This window comes from Ruegeria sp. YKSF070, from assembly GCF_059612725.1.
The window spans coordinates 1-19,361 of record NZ_JBXWRD010000041.1 but is presented as its reverse complement, the minus strand read 5'-3'; the positions used below and the strand labels follow the sequence as shown (position 1 = coordinate 19,361).

General features: G+C 62.6%; 17 protein-coding genes and 2 tRNA genes. 4 read left to right on the top strand and 15 right to left on the bottom strand.

Translation table 11 applies throughout. The features are described from left to right. Positions 1-68: 68 nt before the first annotated feature. The 12 genes from boxC to hpaR all read right to left on the bottom strand — a co-directional run bounded on the left by boxC (position 69) and on the right by hpaR (position 12,849). Positions 69-1,730 (bottom strand): 2,3-epoxybenzoyl-CoA dihydrolase, encoded by a 1,662-nt coding sequence (gene boxC, locus AC2FL1_RS17715; RefSeq protein ID WP_496877811.1) that lies wholly within the window; start codon positions 1,728-1,730, stop codon positions 69-71. 155 nt (positions 1,731-1,885) lie between these two features. After that, entirely contained in the window at positions 1,886-2,323 is a 438-nt protein-coding gene (locus tag AC2FL1_RS17710) for a DUF309 domain-containing protein (protein ID WP_496877810.1), read from the bottom strand. 2 nt (positions 2,324-2,325) lie between these two features. Next, positions 2,326-3,141 carry an alpha/beta fold hydrolase gene (locus AC2FL1_RS17705; RefSeq protein ID WP_496877809.1) on the bottom strand — a complete coding sequence of 272 codons (816 nt, stop codon included), beginning with the start codon at positions 3,139-3,141 and terminating at the stop codon, positions 2,326-2,328. Positions 3,142-3,144: 3 nt separating this feature from the next. Then, positions 3,145-4,674, bottom strand: a complete 1,530-nt coding sequence (locus tag AC2FL1_RS17700; RefSeq protein ID WP_496877808.1) for a benzoate-CoA ligase family protein — start codon at positions 4,672-4,674, stop codon at positions 3,145-3,147. 146 nt (positions 4,675-4,820) lie between these two features. Further along, positions 4,821-6,608: a feruloyl-CoA synthase gene (locus AC2FL1_RS17695; RefSeq protein WP_496877807.1), complete on the bottom strand. Its 1,788-nt coding sequence runs from the start codon at positions 6,606-6,608 to the stop codon at positions 4,821-4,823. A gap of 71 nt (positions 6,609-6,679) precedes the next feature. After that, positions 6,680-8,179, bottom strand: a complete 1,500-nt coding sequence (locus AC2FL1_RS17690) for a TRAP transporter large permease (protein ID WP_496877806.1) — start codon at positions 8,177-8,179, stop codon at positions 6,680-6,682. Continuing rightward, the gene (locus AC2FL1_RS17685) at positions 8,176-8,760 is read right to left on the bottom strand and encodes a TRAP transporter small permease (protein ID WP_496828546.1); all 585 of its coding nucleotides are present in this window, start codon (positions 8,758-8,760) and stop codon (positions 8,176-8,178) included. The genes AC2FL1_RS17690 and AC2FL1_RS17685 overlap by 4 nt, the downstream gene beginning before the upstream one ends. Before the next feature lie 73 nt (positions 8,761-8,833). Continuing rightward, complete coding sequence (locus tag AC2FL1_RS17680) at positions 8,834-9,892, bottom strand: TRAP transporter substrate-binding protein (protein WP_496828547.1); 1,059 nt, start codon at positions 9,890-9,892, stop codon at positions 8,834-8,836. Between the two features lie 67 nt (positions 9,893-9,959). Next, the gene (locus AC2FL1_RS17675) at positions 9,960-10,211 is read right to left on the bottom strand and encodes a hypothetical protein (RefSeq protein ID WP_496877805.1); all 252 of its coding nucleotides are present in this window, start codon (positions 10,209-10,211) and stop codon (positions 9,960-9,962) included. A gap of 3 nt (positions 10,212-10,214) precedes the next feature. Next, a complete protein-coding gene (locus AC2FL1_RS17670) occupies positions 10,215-10,913 on the bottom strand; it encodes a fumarylacetoacetate hydrolase family protein (protein WP_496877804.1) in 699 nt (232 codons plus the stop codon). Beyond that, entirely contained in the window at positions 10,910-11,944 is a 1,035-nt protein-coding gene (locus AC2FL1_RS17665; RefSeq protein WP_496877803.1) for a cupin domain-containing protein, read from the bottom strand. The genes AC2FL1_RS17670 and AC2FL1_RS17665 overlap by 4 nt, the downstream gene beginning before the upstream one ends. Positions 11,945-12,411: 467 nt before the next feature. Continuing rightward, positions 12,412-12,849, bottom strand: a complete 438-nt coding sequence (hpaR, locus tag AC2FL1_RS17660; RefSeq protein ID WP_496828555.1) for a homoprotocatechuate degradation operon regulator HpaR — start codon at positions 12,847-12,849, stop codon at positions 12,412-12,414. 143 nt (positions 12,850-12,992) lie between these two features. Here hpaR and hpaD point away from each other — a divergent pair, with 143 nt between their 5' ends. The 3 genes from hpaD to AC2FL1_RS17645 all read left to right on the top strand — a co-directional run bounded on the left by hpaD (position 12,993) and on the right by AC2FL1_RS17645 (position 16,241). Further along, entirely contained in the window at positions 12,993-13,973 is a 981-nt protein-coding gene (hpaD, locus tag AC2FL1_RS17655; protein ID WP_496877802.1) for a 3,4-dihydroxyphenylacetate 2,3-dioxygenase, read from the top strand. A 21-nt stretch (positions 13,974-13,994) separates the two neighbouring features. Continuing rightward, positions 13,995-15,404: a pyridoxal phosphate-dependent decarboxylase family protein gene (locus tag AC2FL1_RS17650; RefSeq protein ID WP_496877801.1), complete on the top strand. Its 1,410-nt coding sequence runs from the start codon at positions 13,995-13,997 to the stop codon at positions 15,402-15,404. Between the two features lie 66 nt (positions 15,405-15,470). Further along, the gene (locus AC2FL1_RS17645) at positions 15,471-16,241 is read left to right on the top strand and encodes an HpcH/HpaI aldolase family protein (RefSeq protein WP_496877800.1); all 771 of its coding nucleotides are present in this window, start codon (positions 15,471-15,473) and stop codon (positions 16,239-16,241) included. Between the two features lie 90 nt (positions 16,242-16,331). Here AC2FL1_RS17645 and AC2FL1_RS17640 read toward each other — a convergent pair whose 3' ends face one another. Next, positions 16,332-17,546, bottom strand: a complete 1,215-nt coding sequence (locus AC2FL1_RS17640; RefSeq protein WP_496877799.1) for a winged helix-turn-helix domain-containing protein — start codon at positions 17,544-17,546, stop codon at positions 16,332-16,334. Positions 17,547-17,549: 3 nt separating this feature from the next. Further along, positions 17,550-18,575 carry a LacI family DNA-binding transcriptional regulator gene (locus AC2FL1_RS17635; RefSeq protein ID WP_011049362.1) on the bottom strand — a complete coding sequence of 342 codons (1,026 nt, stop codon included), beginning with the start codon at positions 18,573-18,575 and terminating at the stop codon, positions 17,550-17,552. Between the two features lie 116 nt (positions 18,576-18,691). Between AC2FL1_RS17635 and AC2FL1_RS17630 the strand changes: the two genes are divergently transcribed. Continuing rightward, a tRNA-Arg gene (locus AC2FL1_RS17630) sits at positions 18,692-18,768 on the top strand. 502 nt (positions 18,769-19,270) lie between these two features. Here the strand turns inward: AC2FL1_RS17630 and AC2FL1_RS17625 are convergent. Beyond that, positions 19,271-19,347 (bottom strand) — tRNA-Met (locus tag AC2FL1_RS17625). Positions 19,348-19,361: the final 14 nt, after the last annotated feature.

The following is a 19,361-nucleotide window of genomic DNA, read 5'->3' as shown; positions in this document are numbered from 1 at the left end:
CCTCCTTGGCGGGGAAAAATCTTGCACAAGATTTTTCTACAGATTTTCTGCGAAAATCTGCGCCCCCTCTACACACGTTCCATGTCGTAATCGCCGCGCACCCCGGTACCATAGCGTTGCAGTGCCCCGTCGGGGCCCACCGCGTTGGGGCGCTGGAAAATCCAGTTCTGCCACGCGGTAAGTCGGCCAAATATGCGGGTTTCCATCGTCTCGGGTCCAGCGAAACGCAAGTTCGCCTCCATCCCGGTCATAGCATCGGGCGAGAAACTGGCGCGCTCTTCGAGGAAGACGCGGACCTCGTCCTCCCAGTCGATATCATCCAGCACATAGGTCACCAGCCCGAGTTCCTCGGCTTCGTCGGCCTCAATCGGTTCGCCAATCCGCGCGCGCACCGCTTCGACCGCCTCCGGTGTGCCCAGGAAGCGGGTCTCGAGCCGGGTCAGCTCATTACCCATCGGATAGGTTCCGAAGTTGCCGGGGCTGAGCGTGATCGCGGCCAGCGGGCGGTTATCGCCTTCGAACTCTTCGAGCATCATGTAGGACCGGTCCACCGCCCAAAGCAGTTCCGCCAGCGGCCCGGCGAAACAGGACCCATGCTCGACAATCGCAACGAGACTCCGCGAGGTCATGTCGACCCGCTTTAGCACCCGCTTCCAGTATTGCAGGATCTCGTTGGCCAGCCAGTGGTCGCGATTGTTGAGAAGCAATGCCTCATGCGCCAGAACTGCGGCGCCGTCGCCCTGAGTCTGTATCACCAGCGTACCGATCTGGCGTTCGTTCAGCCGCAGGTGCAGGATGGCATCGTCCAGCTCACGCGCCGCGCGCAGGATCCAGGCATTCGCCCCCTGCGCCTGCAACGCGTCGACCGTATCGGGAGCGGCGTCCGTCGGACCGGAGATCGTCAGCGTCGCCCGCCCCGCCTCGCGCTCCACGACAATCTCAACGGTCGAATAGGTGACCGAGCCATCCTCGGCAAAGCGGCGGTCAAGCGGGGTGAGCGAGATCCCGGTCAGGCCCGAGGGTTTGGCGCTGGCGCTCGCAAATTCCCGCGCGCGCTCCTGCACCACCTCATCGAATTTCGAATTAGGGGCGATCTCATCCACCAGCCGCCAGTCGACAGCGCGTTGGCCGCGTACACCTTCCTCGACCGAGCAGAACACATCGGCCAGATCGCGGCGCACCTTACGCTTGTCGGTGACTCGGGTCAGCCCGCCAGTTCCCGGCAGCACCGCCAACAACGGAACCTCGGGCAAGGCCACCGAAGAGGAACTGTCGTTGGTAAGCATGATATAGTTGCAGGCCAGCGCCAGCTCGTACCCCCCGCCCGCGCAGGCACCTTTGACTGCGGCAATGTATTTCTGGCCGCTGTCGGCCTCGGCCGCCTCAAACGTGTTGCGGGTCTCGTTAGTGAATTTACAGAAATTGACCTTGTGCGCGTGGCTGGCGCCGCCCAGCATCCGGATATTCGCACCGGCACAGAAAACGCGGTCCTTTCCGGATTGCATCACCACCACCTTGACCTCCGGATGCTCGAACCGCATCCGCTGGACGATATCGGCCAGTTCGATATCGACGCCAAGATCATAGGAATTTAGCTTCAGCTCATAGCCCGGGAACAGGCCGCCCTGTTCATCCACATCCATGTAGAGATTGGCGATCTCTCCATCATACACGACCCGCCAATGACGATAGCGGGACGGGTCGGTCTGAAAGTCGATACGCTGGGTCATGCCTCGCTCCAAGAGTTATGATATTATGCATTTTAGTGCGCATCAGTCAATTTGCAAGCAATTTACGGCACAATAGTGCATGTTTGAATTCCTTAAATATCAATAGACTACCTACCATCCCGCAATATATCTCTGATACTTTCTGCAATGATGCGTTATATTGCATCACTTGCGAATCGCGCCTCAACCTTGGCGACGCGGTCGCAGAACGAAACCTCCCATGTCTCGGGCGTCCCTGCTCCGCCGGCCCGCGCCGCGGCCTCGCGAGCCAAGACACAAAGACGCCGGGCCGCGCCCCTCCGACCCATGCGCAGTTTCAACGCCGCATTGGCCAACTGTATCGCCGCCTGCACCCGGTAGCGAGCACCGCTATTCGGGGGCAAGGCCATCCAGACCGGCTCCCATACCTCATGCGCCTCCCAGAAGTATCCCAGATCGAACAATGTCCAGCCGTCGGTCCAGGCAGGGCAAGCGGTCAAATCCTCAGGTGGCATCCGGCGGGGAACGCACTGGTGCAGGGCCTCGAACAGATCTTCGGGTGGCCGCGCCGTCTGACCGGGAACATAGGGATCCGAGAGAGGTGGCAGCGACATGCTCAGGCCGGGATGACCTCGGCGGCCTCGATGCGAAGCAGCCTTGCGCAAAAGTCGGCGATCTCGTCCAACACCCGATCAGCGCACTCCCGATGCGGTTCGTGGCGACAGTCAAGTATCAGCGTATCCACCGGACAATAGGCGCGGCTCTCGATCTCTTCGATCTGGGCAAGCGTGCCGTATTGGTCCTGCCGCCCCTGAATGGCCAGGATCGGCACCCGGATATAGTCGATCACCTCGGCCACGTTCCAGGTGGCGAAACCGGGGTCGAGCCAGGCATCGTTCCAGCCCAGAAAAGCACCATCGGGATCGGCGTGATAGCGCGCCAGTTTCTGTTTCAGATCGCCACTTTCATAGGCCGCGCGCGCCTCTGTGATCGAGGCCAGCCCGCCCGGTTCGGTAAAGAAATGCGGCGCCTCGAGGATCACGCCGCGTATCCGGTGACCAGCCACACTGCCGGCATGAATCGCGGCGATGGTGGCGCCGTCGGAATGGCCAAGCAGGATCGCCTGCCGGACACCGGCAGCATCCAGCAGGGCGGGCAGCACCTCCAGCGCCTCGCAGGTCTGGAAATCCAGCGGCCGGGGCCGGGTAACCGGGTCCGATCCGCCATAGCCCTGCCGGGAATAGACCAGCACGCCCAACCCAGTGCGCGCAGCAAGCTGCGCGGGAAAATCGCGCCACATCGCAACACAGCCCAACCCTTCATGCAACAGCACAAGGGTCGGGGCGCCCCCAGGCGCCGGGCCGTGGCAGGCATATTCCAATGCCACGCCATCAATGCGCAGCTTTTCGGCGGGATTTGTACTCCACTCCATCGCTCAGCCTCCCTCGCGCAGTTTGAACCGCTGGATCTTGCCGGTGGCGGTCTTGGGCAAATCCTCGACGAATTCGATCCAGCGGGGATATTTCCACTTGCCCACCTTCTCCTTGACGAAATCGCGCAGGGTATCGGCCAGCCCTTCGGTCTCTGCCGTCTTGAGCACAATGAAGGCCTTGGGTTTCTCCAACCCGTCAGCGTCGCGCGCCGCCACCACCGCCGCTTCGAGGACGGCGGGATGCGCGACCAGCGCCTGCTCCACCTCGAACGGCGACAGCCAGATGCCCGAGACCTTGAACATGTCGTCAGTGCGCCCGCAATAGACATAGCGGCCATCAGGCGTCAGCTCATATTTGTCGCCCGTGCGGGTCCATTCTCCCTCGAAGGTGGCGCGACTCTTGTCGCGCTTGTTCCAATAGCCATCCGCCGCCGAAGCGCCGCGCACCAGAAGCTCTCCCAACCCGCCGGGTCCGACATCGGCGCCGCTTTCGTCCACCAGCCGCACCTCGTATCCCGGCACCGGTCGGCCCGAGGTGCCATAGACCACGTCGCCCGGCGCGTTCGACAGAAAGATATGCAGCATCTCGGTCGAGCCGACGCCGTCCAGAATGTCGACCCCCCATTGCCGGTGCCAAGACCGGCCAATCTCTTCCGGCAGTGCTTCGCCTGCCGAGATGCAACGACGCAGCGTTACGTCCGGCACGCCCTCGCGGTCGAGCATGGCGACCATTGCTGCATACAGCGTCGGCACCCCGCAGAACACGGTTGGCCGCTCGGCGGCGATGATATCGCGCACGCCATCCGGCGTCGGACGCCCGTTGAACAGGATCGTCTCAGCCCCGACCGACATCGGAAAGGTCATGCCATTGCCCAACCCATAGGCAAAGAACAGCTTGGCCGCCGAAAACACCAGGTCATCCGGTTCGATTCCCAGCACCTGCGCACCATAGCTGTCGGCGGTGGCCTTGAGGCTGGCATGCACGTGCCGCACACCCTTGGGCTGTCCGGTCGACCCCGAGGAATAGAGCCAAAAGGCCACATCGTCGGGCGACACCTCGACCGCAGGCGGGATATCGGCACCCTGCACGAAATCCGCATGGCTTTGGGTGCCGTCGGGCGCGGTGCCGATCACCACGATCCGGGTCAGATGCGGCGAGGCCAGCGCGGCGGGCTGGACCACCGGCCAGAGCTCTTCCGAGACAAAAAGGATCGAGGCGCGGCTGTCGTTCAGGATCACATCATAAACCGAAGTGGCCAGCAGCGTGTTCAGCGGCACCGGCACCACGCCCGCCTTGAGGCAGCCCCAGAACAGGGCGGGAAACTCCAGCTGGTCCAGCACCAGCATCGCCGCGCGCGCCTCGCGCGGGATGCCCGCACGGGCGAGCGCACCCGCAACCGCACCGCTGTCGCGGGCCAGCTCGCCATAGCTCTGCCTGCGCCGCGCGCCGGCGGCTTCGCGAAAGGCGGGTCGCGCGCCGCGCCCTTCTTCGACATGGCGGTCCACAAAGTAATGCGCGGCGTTTGCGCTCATTCTGCCTCCTCCCGGTGATGGCCGGGGCAGCGAGCGGGCGGGCCTCCTCTCCCACTCCCGCGCGCGCCTCTCTCCGGCGGCACCATCATGCATCCCAAACCTGTTTATGCAAGATATTGCTAAATCGGGCCGCAAATTTATGCAGCTTAATGCACAATAATTCTTTCATCTTTATCGCCCCCATACAGGCGCGACACGATTTCTTCCCTTCTTTCCAGTATCTTGCGGAAGTTGAGATTACCCTTGGCTGTGACTTCGCCCTCTGCCATCGACGGCGGGTCTGAAAGAATCACCGCCCGCGCGATGCGGGCAGAACTGCCGCGATCCGCGTTCAGCCGCGACAGGCGCGCGGCGATTTCGTCGCGCATCGGGCCGGGATGCAGAATGCCCTCCCGTGCCTCCAGCCCTTGAGCAAGGGTGGGCGCGGGCAAGATCAGAAGGCCGATCTCGGCCTCACCTTCGCCGGTCAGAACCACATCGGCAGCCAGCGGCGCCAGCGCGGCCAGAACCTCGAGCCGGAGCGCTGAGGCGCGTACCCAGATGCCGGTTGCCAGCTTGTAATCCTCGGCCAGCCGACCCTCGAACCGTAACCCTTGCGACAGGTCATCCGCATCAACCATCGCCACCGCGTCGCCAGTGCAGAAATACCCCTCGTCATCAAAGGCGGCGGCGGTCTTTTCTGGGTCGCGAAAATAACCGGAAAAGACATTGGGGCCCGCGACACGCAGTTCGTACCGGCCACCGTCCGCCGGCACCAGTTTGGCGGTCACCCCGGTCAGGGGCACACCGATGATACCCGGCAGATTGGCGGGCACGTGCTGGAAAATGCAGGCCGGCGCGGTCTCGGTCATGCCCCAGCAGGTAGTGATCAGCGGTTGGGTATCACGCACCTCGGCGGCCATCTCGCTGAGGTCGCGCCAGACATCCGCCGACAGAGAGGCACCGGCATAGAACAGCATGTCCAGATCGGCGAAGAAATGACGCTTCAACTCGGGATCGCGATGCATCTCGTCGCGCAACTGGGCAAAGCCCACCGGCACGTTATAGGCGATGGTGCCGTTCATCAGGCGATTGTTCTCGAATGTCTTGCCGATCAGCGCCGGGGCGGGTTTGCCCCCGTCGATATAGAGCGCGCCACCAAAGGCCAGCATCTGGTTGAAGTTGTTGGACCCGCCAAAGACATGATTCCACGGCAGCCAATCCACCAGCCGGGGCGGGCGTTCGGTCAGGAATGGCAGGGCGCGGGCATATTGTGCCTGGTTGGCGCAGAGCATCTGTTGGGTGGTCAACACTCCCTTGGGGTGCGAGGTCGAACCCGAGGTCATCAGGATCTTGGCCACCGTGTCGGGGCCGACTGCAGCGGCAGCGCCCGAAATATCGCCACTCTCCCGCTCCAGGTCGGTCAGCAGGGTCATGCCCGGCGCGGGATTGCGCCCGACGACGATGCGGCGGCCAGCCATCTCCTCCATCGCCAAGGCGGCAGCGAATTGCGCGCCGTCCTCGGCATAGACCATGGCCGGGTCGATCAGGCCAAGAATATAGTGCAGCTGTTTCAGCGCGCCAGGGATCAGGGCGTATTGCTCGGCCACAGGGACGATCACCAGCCCGACATATTGCGCGGCCAGCGCCAGTGTACCGTGATCGACACTGTTGCCCGAGACGGCAAGGATACGGTCACCCGGCACCAACCCGCGCGCCAGCAGCCCCGCGGCCAGTGCCCGGACCCTGCCCAGGGTTTCGGCGTAGGATTGCTCGCGCCATCCGCCACCACTGCGCTCGGCCAGGAACACCGCGTCTGGGGTCTCTGCCGCCCAGCGGTGCAGCCAGTCGGTGGTACGGGCAACCGGTGTCACCGGCGCATGGGCCGAGCGCAGTAAGATGGTGCCGTCCGCGCACCGCTCGGCCTCTACCTCATGGTCTAGGTATCGCGTCATGCTCTCCTCCCAAAGCCGCCCCGCCCGGCGGCAGCCGGGGTCGGGATCATCGGACCGGGCGGCGGTGGCGCCTATCCCGGCAGCAGAAACAGCGTGATCGCGGGGAACGCGACCAGAATGATCACGCGCACGATGTCAGAGCCGACAAAGAACATCACTGCCTTATAGGTGTCGGCCATGCGGGTGGTCCGGTCCATCGCGTTGATGATGAACAGGTTCATCCCCACCGGCGGCGTGATCAACCCGACCTCGACCACGATCAGCACCAGAATACCGAACCAGATCGCCACGTGTTCGGCCTCGGCCCGGTTGGCCATGCCGCGCGTCACGCGGATACCCAGCTCTTTCATCTGCTCGCGGGTCAGTTCGGCCCCACTGGCAATGGCGTCCTTGATGCCCGCCAGCGTCTCGGCGCTCATCGCTTCGGGCACGCCCGCCTTCAGAACTTCCATCGCCGCATCGGCCTGCATCGCGGCCAGCGAGACCAGATCGAAATCCATCGCCGAGATCACCGGAAAGAAGATCGGGATCGTCAAAAGGATCATGCTGAGGCTGTCCATCAGGCAGCCGAACACAAGGTAGAAGGCGAGGATCAGCGCCAGCACCACCCAGGGGCTGTAGCCTTGGGCAACCACGAAATTCGACAACTCCTGCGGCACCTGGGTCAGGGCAAGGAAGCCGTTGTAAAAGGCCGCGCCCAGCACGATGAAAAAGATCATCGCGGTGGAACGCGCGGTGACCAGAAAGCTTTCGGAGAGGCTGGCGCGGGTCAGCCCGCCATTCAGCCAGGCAATCACTCCGGTTCCCAGCGCGCCCACGGCGGCGCCTTCGGTGGGGGTGAACCAACCCAGATAGATGCCGCCCACCACCAGACCAAAAACCAGCAGCACCGGCCAGACCTGCAACAAGGCTGCGAACCTTGCACCATAGGGGACCGGCGGGCGCGTGCCCGCGCTGTCGGGGTAAAGCCGCACATAGACCGAGATGGCGATGACATAGCCCAGCGCCGCCATGATGCCGGGGATGAAGGCGGCCAGGAACAGCTTGGCGATATTCTGTTCGGTCAGGATCGCATAGATCACCAGCACCACCGAGGGTGGGATCAGGATACCCAGCGTACCGCCCGCCGCCAGCGTCGCGGTGGAAAACCCGCCCGCATAGCCGTATTGGCGGAGTTCCGGCAGAGCGACGCGGCCCATGGTTGCCGCCGTCGCCAGAGACGAGCCGCAGATGGCACCAAAACCGGCGCAGGCCCCGATCGAGGCCATCGCGATGCCTCCCTTGCGATGGCCCAACCAACCCTCGGCAGCCTTGAACAAAGCGGTCGACATGCCACCCAGCGTGGCGAAATGGCCCATCAGCAGGAACATTGGCACGATGGTCAGCGAATAGCTGGAAAATGTCGTATAGGTTTCATTCTTGAGCCGCGCAAACGCGACCTGCGTGCCATCGGTGACCAGCACCAGCCCCACAAGTCCGACAAGGAACATGGCCAGACCGATCGGCACCCTGAGAAAGATCAGAACCATCAGGGCAGGAAACGAGGCGATACCGATCTCAAGCGCGCTCACTGTGTCGCCTCCACCCCATCCCAGACCAGGATACGGCCGGTAAAGCATTCATAGGTTCGAACTGCGCCCATATAGACCCCCACCAGCGCCGCCGCGAAGGCCGCGACAAAACTGAGCGCATAGGCCCACCAAATGGGAAATTGCAGCAGAAAGGTTGTCTCGGCATAGGCTCGTTTGCTCATCATGCCGTCGAACAATTTCCACGCGATCAGGACGAGTACGGCGGCAAAGGTCAGTTCAGTCAACATCCGCAGGATGCGGTTCGCCCGGTGACTGAACGCGTTGGCCAGAATATCGACCGACGCATGCCCGGCAGTGATCTGGCAGAGCGGCAGAAAGCAGAAGATGGCAAAGGCCACTCCTGCCTCGACCAGTTCGAAATCGCCATTGACCGGGCCGATACCGATTCCGATGGCCCAATCGGCCAGACCGGGGGCAACAGATTGCATGATGTCACCGTGGAAAAAGCCGTTCAGCAAACGGCCCAGGATTGAGGCGCAGGTCAGCAGGATCAGAAGGCTCAGAACGATCCCACCGACGATGGCCAACGATCTGGCCAGCCCCGTCATCAGTTTATGCATCGGTCCTCGGTCGGTTGCAGGCCGCGTGGCGGGTACGGCGCCGTTTGCGCCGTACCCGGTGGCAGTTGCCGGATCAGTTGGAATATTGCGGCGTATACTTCTCGATCAGCATCTGCGCCTCTTCGAGAAGCGCCTTACCGTCCTTGCCCTTGGATTCCATGTCGGCGATCCATTCGTCATAGATCGGCTGGGCCAAAGCACGCCATTCCTCGACCCCTGCGGCGTCGATGGTGATGATGTTGTTACCCAGATCCTCGGCCACTTGACGCGCCGGACCATCGGAATCGGCCTGTGTCCCACCGGCAAAGACCGAGAATTCAAGACCCGAGTTCTTGTCGACCGCCGCCTTCAGATCGTCGGGCAGGCTGTCATACTTGGCCTTGTTCATCGCCAGCACGAAGGTCAGCGTATAAAGCGCGCGGCCCTCGAACTCGGTATGGTTCTCTACCAGTTCCGGGACCTTGAGCGCAGTGGTCACCTCCCACGGGATGGTGGTGCCGTCGATCACGCCCTTGCTCAGCCCCTCGGGCACCGCGGGTACCGGCATACCGACAGGCGTCGCACCCAGCTTGGTCAGCAGCGAGTTGACCGACCGCGAACCGCCGCGGATCTTCATCCCCTGGAGGTCCTCCGGAGTTTCGACGGGATCGGCAGTGTGGATCATGCCAGGGCCATGCACCCAGGTGCCAAGAATATGCACATCCTTGAACTCGTCATCCTTCATGTGCTTTTCGAACATTTCCCAGTAAGCATGGCTGACCGCACGCGCGTTGGTCATCATGAAGGGCAGTTCGAAAACCTCGGTCGAGGGGAAGCGGCCCGGCGTATAGCCGACCACGGTCCAGACCACATCGGCCACGCCGTCGATGGCCTGATCCATAAGCTCGGGCGGCTTGCCGCCCAGCTGCATCGAGGGATAGCGATCGACCTTGATACGGCCGCCCGAGTCCTTTTCGACGCCGTCGGCCCAGACGTCCAGGACCAGTTTCGGCACATTGGCCTGCGCCGGCAGGAACTGGTGCAGTTTCAGAGTAACCTCTTGCGCCAGTGCTGTGCCGGCGCTGAACCCGGTGGCCAGAGCCGCAACTGCAGCGCCGCCGATCAGGCCCAGAATCTTTCTGCGATAGGTCATGATATCCTCCCTTTGACCCTCTCTAAGCAATATAATGCGCAAAGCACGTCATTTTGCAATATATTGCTTACATCTCCCCTCGGGCGGTACCGGCCAGATCGGAACCGCCGTAACACCACTTCGTCGAATTGTAGCACTCTTCCGCCGCCATGGCGCTCATCATTCTAATGCGCGGCTCGGCATTGGCGCCAATCGGGTGATGGCAATCATCATCTCTAAAAGACTGAAGTGCCTCCACCCGCTCCGTCGAAGATAGGCCAGGTTCCGCGGCCAGCCCACCGCTGCCAAAGCCATTGGTCAGAATGGTTTCGACAGTCATGGGTTATTCCGCCGGGCCAAGCGTCAGCGCGATGGGGTCCAGCCCGTCGATACCGCCGGCGATCACATCCCCGGCGACGACCGGACCGACCCCGGCAGGTGTGCCCGTCATCACCAGATCACCCGGGCGCAGATGGTAATAGCCCGACAGATGACTGACGATCTCGTCGATCTTCCAGATCAACTCGGACAGGGTGGCATCCTGTTTGACCGCACCATTCACCTCAAGATGAATGCGCGTGTTGTCCTGCGGCGACCAGTCGGCCACCCGGGTCAGGGACGCAAAGACCGCCGCGTTCTCGACATCCTTGCCCAGGTCCCAGGGGCGTTTCTTGTCTCGCTCGCGGATCTGCTGGTCGCGCCGGGTCATGTCGAGCGCGCAGCCATAGGCATAGACCGCGTCCCAGGCCTCGGCCCGGCTGGCGCGGAACACCGGCTTGCCGATGGCAAAGGCCAGTTCCATCTCGTAATGAAAATTCTCGGTGCCCGGCGGATAGGGAACGGTGGCCCCGGTCAGGATCGCATTGGCCGGCGATTTGGTGAAATAGAACGGCGCCTCGCGGTCCACCTCGTTGCCCATCTCGGCGGCATGGGCGGCATAGTTGCGACCAACGCAGAAAATCCGCCCGATCGGATATGTGCCGCTTTCGCCACGGACCGGAATGCCGGGGATCGGGGGAAGGGTGAACAGGCTGTCGCTCATCTGGCGCGTTCCTCGTAGTAACCAAGTTTCTCTTGCAGCGGACGGTCATGGATGCGGACCAGAAATGCCTCGCTCTCTGCCTCATGCCTGATGCGGGCAAAGACCGGGGCGGTGAAGGTGTCCTTTGGACCCCATTCGATGACTTGCCCGTCAATCTCGCTGCGCCCGGAACCAGCGATCACGTGAAAGGCCGAAGAGCAAGAGCGCAGCGGCGGCGCTTCGACCTGGCCCGCCTTGAGCATCATCGCGGTGAAGCCAAGCGCGGGCAGCACATCCTCACCCGTTTCGGGGTTGATATAGTCCAGTTCGGCAATCCCCTCGGCAAAGGCAGCCATCTGACGCAGCGCCGCCTCGGTCGCCGCCCAGGGATAGCGCATCATTGGATAGCGCCGCGCACCCCGTCCTGGTCGGCGCGAGGGTGCCATCCCGGCGGCGCTGTATTCGACCTGGCTGGCATCGGGGCGGTTGCGCTGCGCCTGCAACTCACCTTCGATCGCATAAGAGCCCTCGAGCTGCACGAAAAGCGGCAGGTCCAGCGCGTCGAGCCAGATCACCGGCTCGTCCCCGTCATGGCCGTGGTCGTGCCATTCCCCGCCCGGTGTCAGCACCAGATCGCCCGGCTCCATCGGCAGGCGCTCACCATCCACGACCGTATAGCCGCCCTGCCCCTCGACCACGACCCGCACGGCTGACGGGGTGTGTCGATGCGCGGGTGCGGACTCCCCTGGCAGCAGCAGTTGCAGCCCCAGGTAAATGGTCGCGGTCGCCTGCATCGCGCCCGAACCACGCCCTGGATCAGAGAGGACAAGCACCCGGCGCTCTGCCTTCTCCACAGGAGTCAGTTCACCGGCACGCAGCAGAAGCGGCCGCACCGCAGGAAAAGACCAATGCCCCACTCGGGTCATCGGCTGCGGCGCCCCATGGGGCAACACATTGCGCATCATGGGCCAAAGCGGCGCGACACCCGCCGCCACCATCTGATCGCGATAATCCTGCGGTAGCTCTTCAAGTGTCCCGAGCCGTTCGCTCATCAATGTCCCCCTCGATGCCCTTGGCCATCTTAGGTGATGCGACCGTTCTGGCAACTCCCGCATCTAACCGCCCCGCAAGGCCCCGGTACGCGATATTTCGCCCGCAACTTCGGATTGCATCGGCATAAACTTGCGCAATCCTTGCGATTGACGCACAACGCGCTACAATTCATATTGCACCACCAGAGATTGCAGGACTTTCTGGGAACGAAGAGAAATTTACTTATAGGCTTCAAGCCTTCGGAACGCGTCGCTGTCGGGCTGAACCCCCTAGTCTCGCACAGCATTGCAATGAGTTGCCCCTACCAACTCGCGCGCGTTCCGGTGACCAGCGCTACGGACGGTAACCAAACACGTCTGGGGCTGCTGGAAGGGTCAGGCGGCGCAGCTACACCTGGCCTGGCCACCCTGCCGGAGAGAACCCCCTCCTCTCCGGCAGGGACCCTCTTGGGTCTATGACTTTGCAATCAATCGGTTTTGTCGAGATGCAGTTCGTTCAACAGATCGAGCAGCATCTCGTATCTGTCTGCCCCCATATGCGCCTGGATGGCTTCGAACACGGCTTGGCTGGCGCCGAGATTGTCGCGAATGATCTGGGTACCGGCCTGCGTAATACTGACGACCTGCTTGCGCCCGTCATCCGGATCGGGCTGCCGCGAGATCAGTTGCTTTTCTTCCAGCTTCTGCAGAATCCGAGTCAGGCTGGGCAGCAGCAGACAGGCACCGTCGGCGATTCGGGTCGGATCCTGTGGCCCCTCTTCTTCGAGGACACGAAGGACACGCCATTGCTGTTCGGTGATACCCACGTCCATCAGAATGGCCCGTACCGGGCGCATAACCCGTTCACGTGCACGCAACAGGGCGATGGGTAAGGATCTGGATGTTTTGGGCAAATCGGAGCTCATAGGCTAATTTCGCCGAAATCGTTCCTTCCCGCAACGAAGGATTGCCCGCGCCCCACAAGAGAGGCAGGTTTGACAAATCCAGATTAATTTCACATGTTAATAAAAAGCCAGTCGCCACCCTTGCCGACAATCAGGAGAAAGAAATGCCCGTCCCCGCGCCAAATCTCTACCCGCCCTTCAACATCGTGCGGCTCAGCCATGTGGAATACCGGGTGCGGGACCTGGCGGCCAGCCGAGCGTTCTACGTCGACATCCTGGGCCTTCAGGTCACCCAAGAGGAAGAGGGGCGGCTCTATCTGCGCGCGATGGAAGAACGCGGGCATCACTGCATCGTTCTGGTTCAGGCCGATACGGCGGATGTTGGCGTGCTGGGCTTCAAGCTTTATGACGAACCCGATCTGGAGCGAGCCGAAAGATTTTTCACCGAAAAATCTTTGCCCACCGCCTGGGTCGAGCGCCCGCATATGGGCCGCACTTTGCGCACCCGCGACCCCTGGGGAATTCCGCTGGAATTCTATGTGCGGATGGACCGGCTGCCGCCGATCCACCAGAAATACCGGCTCTATAACGGGGTAAAGCCGCTCAGGATCGACCATTTCAACATGTTCTCGGCGAATGTGGATGCCAGCGTGGCCTTTTACGGCGAGATGGGGTTTCGCGTCACCGAGTACACAGAAGATGACGAAAGCGGCCGTCTCTGGGCCGCCTGGATGCATCGCAAGGGCGGCGTGCATGACGTAGCCTTTACCAACGGACTGGGTCCGCGCCTGCATCACACCGCCTTTTGGGTACCGACCCCTCTCAACATCATCGATCTGCTCGATCTGATGAGCACCACCGGATATGTCGCCAATATCGAGCGCGGGCCGGGGCGGCACGGGATCTCGAACGCCTTCTTTCTGTATGTCCGCGACCCCGACGGGCACCGGATCGAGATCTATTGCTCGGACTATCAGACCGTCGATCCGGATCTGGAACCGATCCGCTGGTCGCTGACCGACCCGCAGCGTCAGACCCTTTGGGGGGCACCCGCCCCGAAAAGCTGGTTCGAGGAAGGGTCAACCTTCGAAGGCACTGAGCCGGTACCGAGCGCTCTCAAGGCGCAACCGATCATCGCCCCCTGACGGCGGACGAGGATACGACAGATGAAATGGGAAGAATTCGCCGATTGGGGCCGCCGGGTTGCCGACTGGACGCAGGATTATCACCTGACCGTGGGCGACCGCCCCGTGCGCGCCCGGACCGAACCGGGCGCGGTGCTGAGCGCCCTGCCCGCCACACCACCCGAGACGCCCGAAGCGATGGAGGACATCTTTCGCGATTTCGAGGATATCGTGATGCCCGGTATCACCCATTGGCAGCATCCGCGCTTTTTCGCCTATTTCAACTCGAACGCGTCCGCCCCCTCGGTGCTCGCCGAATTCCTGGCCTCGGCCATCGCGCCGCAATGTATGTTGTGGCAGACCTCGCCCGCCGCAACCGAGATGGAAACGCGGATGATGGACTGGCTGCGGCAAGCGCTGGATCTGCCCGAGGGATTTGCCGGTGTGATCCAGGACAGCGCCTCGTCGGCGACGCTGGCGGCGGTGTTGACACTGAGGGAAAAGGCGCTCGACTGGCAGGGGAACCAGCAGGGCCTGTTCGGTCAGAAGCCATTGCGGGTCTATTGCTCGTCCGAGGTTCACACCTCGGTCGATCGTGCCATCTGGGTGGCCGGGATCGGGCAGGACAATCTGGTGCGGGTGCCGATCAAGGGCGACTGGCGCGGAATGGACCCCGACGCGCTGGAGGCCGCTATCGAGGCTGATCTGGCGGCGGGGCTGCATCCGGCGGGCCTGATCCTGTGCGTGGGCGGCACCGGCACCGGGGCCACCGATCCGGTGGATCGCTGTCTGGACGTGGCCGAAAAATTCGGTCTCTATACACATGTGGACGCGGCCTGGGCAGGGTCGGCGATGATCTGCCCCGAGTTCCGCCATTACTGGCCGGGCATCGCGCGCGCCGACAGTATCGTGTTCAACCCCCATAAATGGCTGGGGGTGCAGTTCGACTGTTCGGCGCATTTCCTGAAAAACCCCGACGATCTGGTGCGGACGCTGGCGATTCAGCCCGAGTATCTCAAGACCCACGGTCGCGACGGGATCATCAACTATTCGGAATGGTCGGTGCCGCTGGGCCGCCGGTTCCGGGCGCTGAAACTCTGGTTCCTGATGCGCAGCTATGGGATGGAAGGGCTGCGCCAGAGGCTGCGCAACCATATCGCCTGGTCGGGCGCATTGCATGACCGGCTTGCCGCCGAGCCGGATTTCGAGATCGTAACGCCGCCAATGTGGTCGCTCTGGACCTTTCGCTATTTGCGGGACGGGGTCGATCCGGACGAATTGAACCAGCGGCTGGTCAACGCGATCAACGATGACGGGCGCATCTATCTGACCCAGACGCGTGTCGATGGCGCGCTTGTGATCCGGTTCCAGGCCGGACAGTTCGAAACGACCGAGGCCGATGTGATGATGGCCTTTGACGTGATCACCGAAATCGCCCGTGCGCTGCCCTGAGTGCTGGACAGGGCCTGCGCGCTGACGCAGGCTCTCCAGCGAAAACCCGACCATAGGAGATCCGCCATGCCCGCGCCCAAAAACCCGTTCAAACAGGCCCTCGCCGAGGGCAAACGCCAGATCGGTTGCTGGATGAGCTTTGCTGAACCCAGCGTGGCCGAAATCATGGGCACATGCGGGTTCGACTGGCTGGTGGTGGATGGTGAGCATGCACCCAATGACATCCGCTCGATCCGGGATCAGCTGACCGCTTTGGCGGCCAGCCCGTCGCATCCGGTGGTGCGGGTGCCGGTGGGCGAGGACTGGATCATCAAGCAGGTGCTGGATGCTGGCGCCCAGACAGTGCTGGTTCCGATCGTGGAAAGCGCCGATCAGGCCCGCCAGCTGGTGCGTGCCTGCCGCTATCCGCCGACAGGTGTGCGGGGCGTCGGCGCCACTGCCGCCCGAGCCACCCGGTTCGGCGGCGTCAGCGAGTATATCCAGACCGCCGATCAGGAGATCTGCCTGCTGGTACAGGTCGAGAACCGCGCCGGCATGGCGGCACTGGACGAGATCCTGACGGTCGAGGGTGTGGATGGCGTGTTCATCGGCCCCGCCGATCTGTCAACCGATATGGGGTTCCAAGGCAACAGCGCCGCCCCCGAGGTGCGGGCGGTCATCGCCGACGCAATGACGCGCATCCGCGCCGCAGGCAGGGCACCGGGGATTCTGGGCACCAATGAGGAGGCGACCCAAGCCTATCTGGAGATGGGCGCCCAGTTCCTGGCAGTGGGTCTGGATGTCATGCTGCTGACGCAGACCGCACGCTCCTTGTCGGCGCGCTGGAAATCTGCCTGAGTTCTCCTCTGACCTTTCCTGTACGCCGCGCTGTCGGACGCCTCCGGCGGGAGTATTTCTGACCAGAAAGAAGCAGCGGCGAGGTATTGATCAGAGAGGGTCGCGCAGCCAGTCCTTGGCAAAGATGACCTGCTCGACCCCGGCCAGGCGGCGGATGCGGTCCAATTCGGCCTCCAGCCGCCGGGTGCGAGCGGGTGACCAGCGCAGCCCGCGTTCGGGCCAGAGCGCGCGCACCCTAAGCTCTCCACACTCACGATGCGCCTTCATGTCGATGCGCCCGATCAGCCGGTCACCTTCGAGCAACGGGAAAACATAGTAGCCATAGACCCGTTTCGGTTCGGGCACGAACACCTCAATCCGGTAGTGAAAGCCAAAGAGCCGCTCGGCCCGTTTGCGGTCGCGCAGCGCCGGGTCAAACGGGCTGAGCACGCGGATACGGCCCGGCGCAGGTGGTACGGCGGTGGCTTTGTCCAATGCATCGGGCCGGGCGAGTACCTTGCGCAGGCTGCCATCGGCACAGGTGATCTCGATGGCTTCAACCTCGCCCCGCGCCTCGGCCGCTGCGGCCCAGTCGCGGGCCTCGGCCGGGCTGGCGCTGTCCCAGAAGGCCGCCAGTTCGCCGGTGGTGGCAAAGCCCAGCCGATCAAGGGCGGCGTTGCAGAGCCAATCCACCGTTGTCTTGGGATCATGATCCAGCGCACCGGGGCGCAAATGGCCTTCGATCACGCGCTCGGTCAGGTCATAGCGTTTCTGAAATCCCTCGCGCCCGATCACCGTCAGCGCGCCCGAGCGCCACAGATATTCCAGCGCAGTCTTGGAGGGATGCCAGTCCCACCAACCGCCCGATTTCTTTTCCTCGTCCTTGCCGACATCAGACGAACTGACCGGCCCATGCTCGCGGATATGGTCAAGCACGGCGGCGAACTTGCCTTCGAACCCGTCGCGGCGCCAGTTCTTCCACCTATAACGCAGCATCTCTGCATCGCGCTCAAACCGCATGTGCCATTGCGGGTAGAACGCCATCGGGATGACAGCGGCGTCATGGGTCCAATGTTCGAACAGCGCCCGGTCCCGCTCGTATAGCCGTTTCAGATCGGGCGGTCGATAGGCGGGGCGGCGCGAGAACAGGATCAGGTCATGCGCCCGCGCCACGGTGTTGATGCTGTCGAGTTGCACAAAGCCGAGCCGGGTGATCAGATCGAGCAGATCTGCCCCGCGCGCCGGACCGCTGGGCTGTTCCGCCAGCCCGTGCCGATCTAGGAACAGCGCCCGCGCCGCGCGGTTGTCGAGCCGTTGCAGCGCCACGCCTCAGCGCCGTTTCAGCGTGTCGCCATAGCTGATCTTGGGCTCCAGCGTGATCCGGGTTTCGATCTCGGCTTCCGGGTCTTCCAGCCGTTTGGCGATGATCTCGGCGGCCTTGCGCCCAATCTCCAGCCGGCAGGCATCCATCGTGGCCAGTTTGCGCGGCAAGCCCTGAAGAAGCTCCACATTGTTGAACCCCGCCAGGCCGATCTGGCCGGGAATGTCGATCCCCTGTTCGAGCAGATAGAGCAGACCGCCCGCCGCGATCATGTCATTGGAGTAATAGAGGAAATCGAGGTCCGGCGAACGTTCCAGCATGGCTTGCGTCATCTCGCGCCCCTTGGCCAGCGCCGAGCCGCCGGAGTAGAATTCGCGATCCTCGATCTCGACCCCGTTCTTGCCCAGCACCTCGGTAAACCCTTCAAATCGTTTGCGGGCGCGATAGTCGAGCGGCATCTTGGTGCCCATGAAGCCGATCCGGCGATAGCCTGCCTTCAGGATCGCCTGTGCCATCTCGCGCCCGGCGCGGCGGTGCGAAATGCCCACCATCGCATCCACCGGCTTGCCGTCGCTGTCCATGATCTCGACCACCGGAATCCCGGCGGCATCCAGCATGGCGCGCGCCGCCTCGGAATGCTCCAACCCCGCGATGATCACGCCCGAGGGGCGCCACGAGAGCATCTCGTACAGCACCTTTTCCTCTTTTTCGGGCAGGTAATCGGTGACCCCGACCACCGGCTGCAATTCGGTATCCTCAAGTACCTGGTTGATGCCGGTCAGCACCTCGGGGAACACCATGTTCGACAGGGAGGGGATGATCACCGCCACGAGGTTGACCCGGTTTGAGGCCAGTGCGCCAGCTATCTTGTTGGGGACATAGCCCAACTCCTTGGCCGCCGCGAGAACCCGGGCGCGGGTCGCGTCTGACACATCCCCGCGGTTGCGCAATACCCGGCTGACGGTCATTTCCGATACCCCCGAAGCTTCGGAGACATCGCGAAGGGTGAGCGGGCGTTTGGTATCTGCTGTCAAGGGGGCACCTGCTTCAAGGGGTTTTGCAGAGATGCTAGCGCGAACAGCGGGCAAGGTTCAACTGCTACCGATAGACCGATGACAAGCCTGTCAAACCTCGGTAGAGAGGGGGCGGCGGCCCCGTGGCTCAATTGGATAGAGCAGCCCCCTCCTAAGGGGCAGGTTACAGGTTCGAATCCTGTCGGGGTCACCAAAAACGCTTGAAAAATATAGATTATTTTCAGGACTTTGTGTAGGATCTTGCAGAAGGTCCCGTGAGCTTTCGCGCCGAATTTTCCGAGAACGACCGAAATCTCGTACAATACCTGTACAAAATTCACACGTCCGTGCGGCTTTCCCGCCTGCTAAGCTCAAAGACAAGGCCGAGAAGCTGGAAGCGAGGAAGGCGGAGTTGACCGAGCTTCTGGACAATGCCGATGAGCCGCCGCCATTGCTGCACCCGAACATGGCACGGATGTATCAGGATCGGATCGCGAAGCTCTGCGAGAACCTTCAATCCGAGGAAGATCGTGGCGCCGCCGTCGACGTGCTTAGATCACTTGTGGATGAAATCAGCCTCGTGCCCGAGAACGGCGAACTCTCCATCGTCCTTCGGGGCGACCTGGGGACGATCCTGCGCTTTGCAGCCGGAAAGCAAAACCCCGACTTCCTTTCGGAGGCCGAGGCTTTGGACAGCCTGCTTTCGCAGAAATCGTTGGTTGCGGGAGTAGGATTTGAACCTACGACCTTCAGGTTATGAGCCTGACGAGCTACCTGGCTGCTCCATCCCGCGCCGGTTGTTTTGTT

Bases quoted from the DNA above. Each gene is read 5' to 3' on its own strand.
- boxC (WP_496877811.1), bottom strand. From the start codon at position 1,730: ATGACCCAGCGTATCGACTTTCAGACCGACCCGTCCCGCTATCGTCAT.
- AC2FL1_RS17710 (WP_496877810.1), bottom strand. From the start codon at position 2,323: ATGTCGCTGCCACCTCTCTCGGATCCCTATGTTCCCGGTCAGACGGCG.
- AC2FL1_RS17705 (WP_496877809.1), bottom strand. From the start codon at position 3,141: ATGGAGTGGAGTACAAATCCCGCCGAAAAGCTGCGCATTGATGGCGTG.
- AC2FL1_RS17700 (WP_496877808.1), bottom strand. From the start codon at position 4,674: ATGAGCGCAAACGCCGCGCATTACTTTGTGGACCGCCATGTCGAAGAA.
- AC2FL1_RS17695 (WP_496877807.1), bottom strand. From the start codon at position 6,608: ATGACGCGATACCTAGACCATGAGGTAGAGGCCGAGCGGTGCGCGGAC.
- AC2FL1_RS17685 (WP_496828546.1), bottom strand. From the start codon at position 8,760: ATGCATAAACTGATGACGGGGCTGGCCAGATCGTTGGCCATCGTCGGT.
- AC2FL1_RS17680 (WP_496828547.1), bottom strand. From the start codon at position 9,892: ATGACCTATCGCAGAAAGATTCTGGGCCTGATCGGCGGCGCTGCAGTT.
- AC2FL1_RS17675 (WP_496877805.1), bottom strand. From the start codon at position 10,211: ATGACTGTCGAAACCATTCTGACCAATGGCTTTGGCAGCGGTGGGCTG.
- AC2FL1_RS17670 (WP_496877804.1), bottom strand. From the start codon at position 10,913: ATGAGCGACAGCCTGTTCACCCTTCCCCCGATCCCCGGCATTCCGGTC.
- AC2FL1_RS17665 (WP_496877803.1), bottom strand. From the start codon at position 11,944: ATGAGCGAACGGCTCGGGACACTTGAAGAGCTACCGCAGGATTATCGC.
- hpaR (WP_496828555.1), bottom strand. From the start codon at position 12,849: ATGAGCTCCGATTTGCCCAAAACATCCAGATCCTTACCCATCGCCCTG.
- hpaD (WP_496877802.1), top strand. From the start codon at position 12,993: ATGCCCGTCCCCGCGCCAAATCTCTACCCGCCCTTCAACATCGTGCGG.
- AC2FL1_RS17650 (WP_496877801.1), top strand. From the start codon at position 13,995: ATGAAATGGGAAGAATTCGCCGATTGGGGCCGCCGGGTTGCCGACTGG.
- AC2FL1_RS17645 (WP_496877800.1), top strand. From the start codon at position 15,471: ATGCCCGCGCCCAAAAACCCGTTCAAACAGGCCCTCGCCGAGGGCAAA.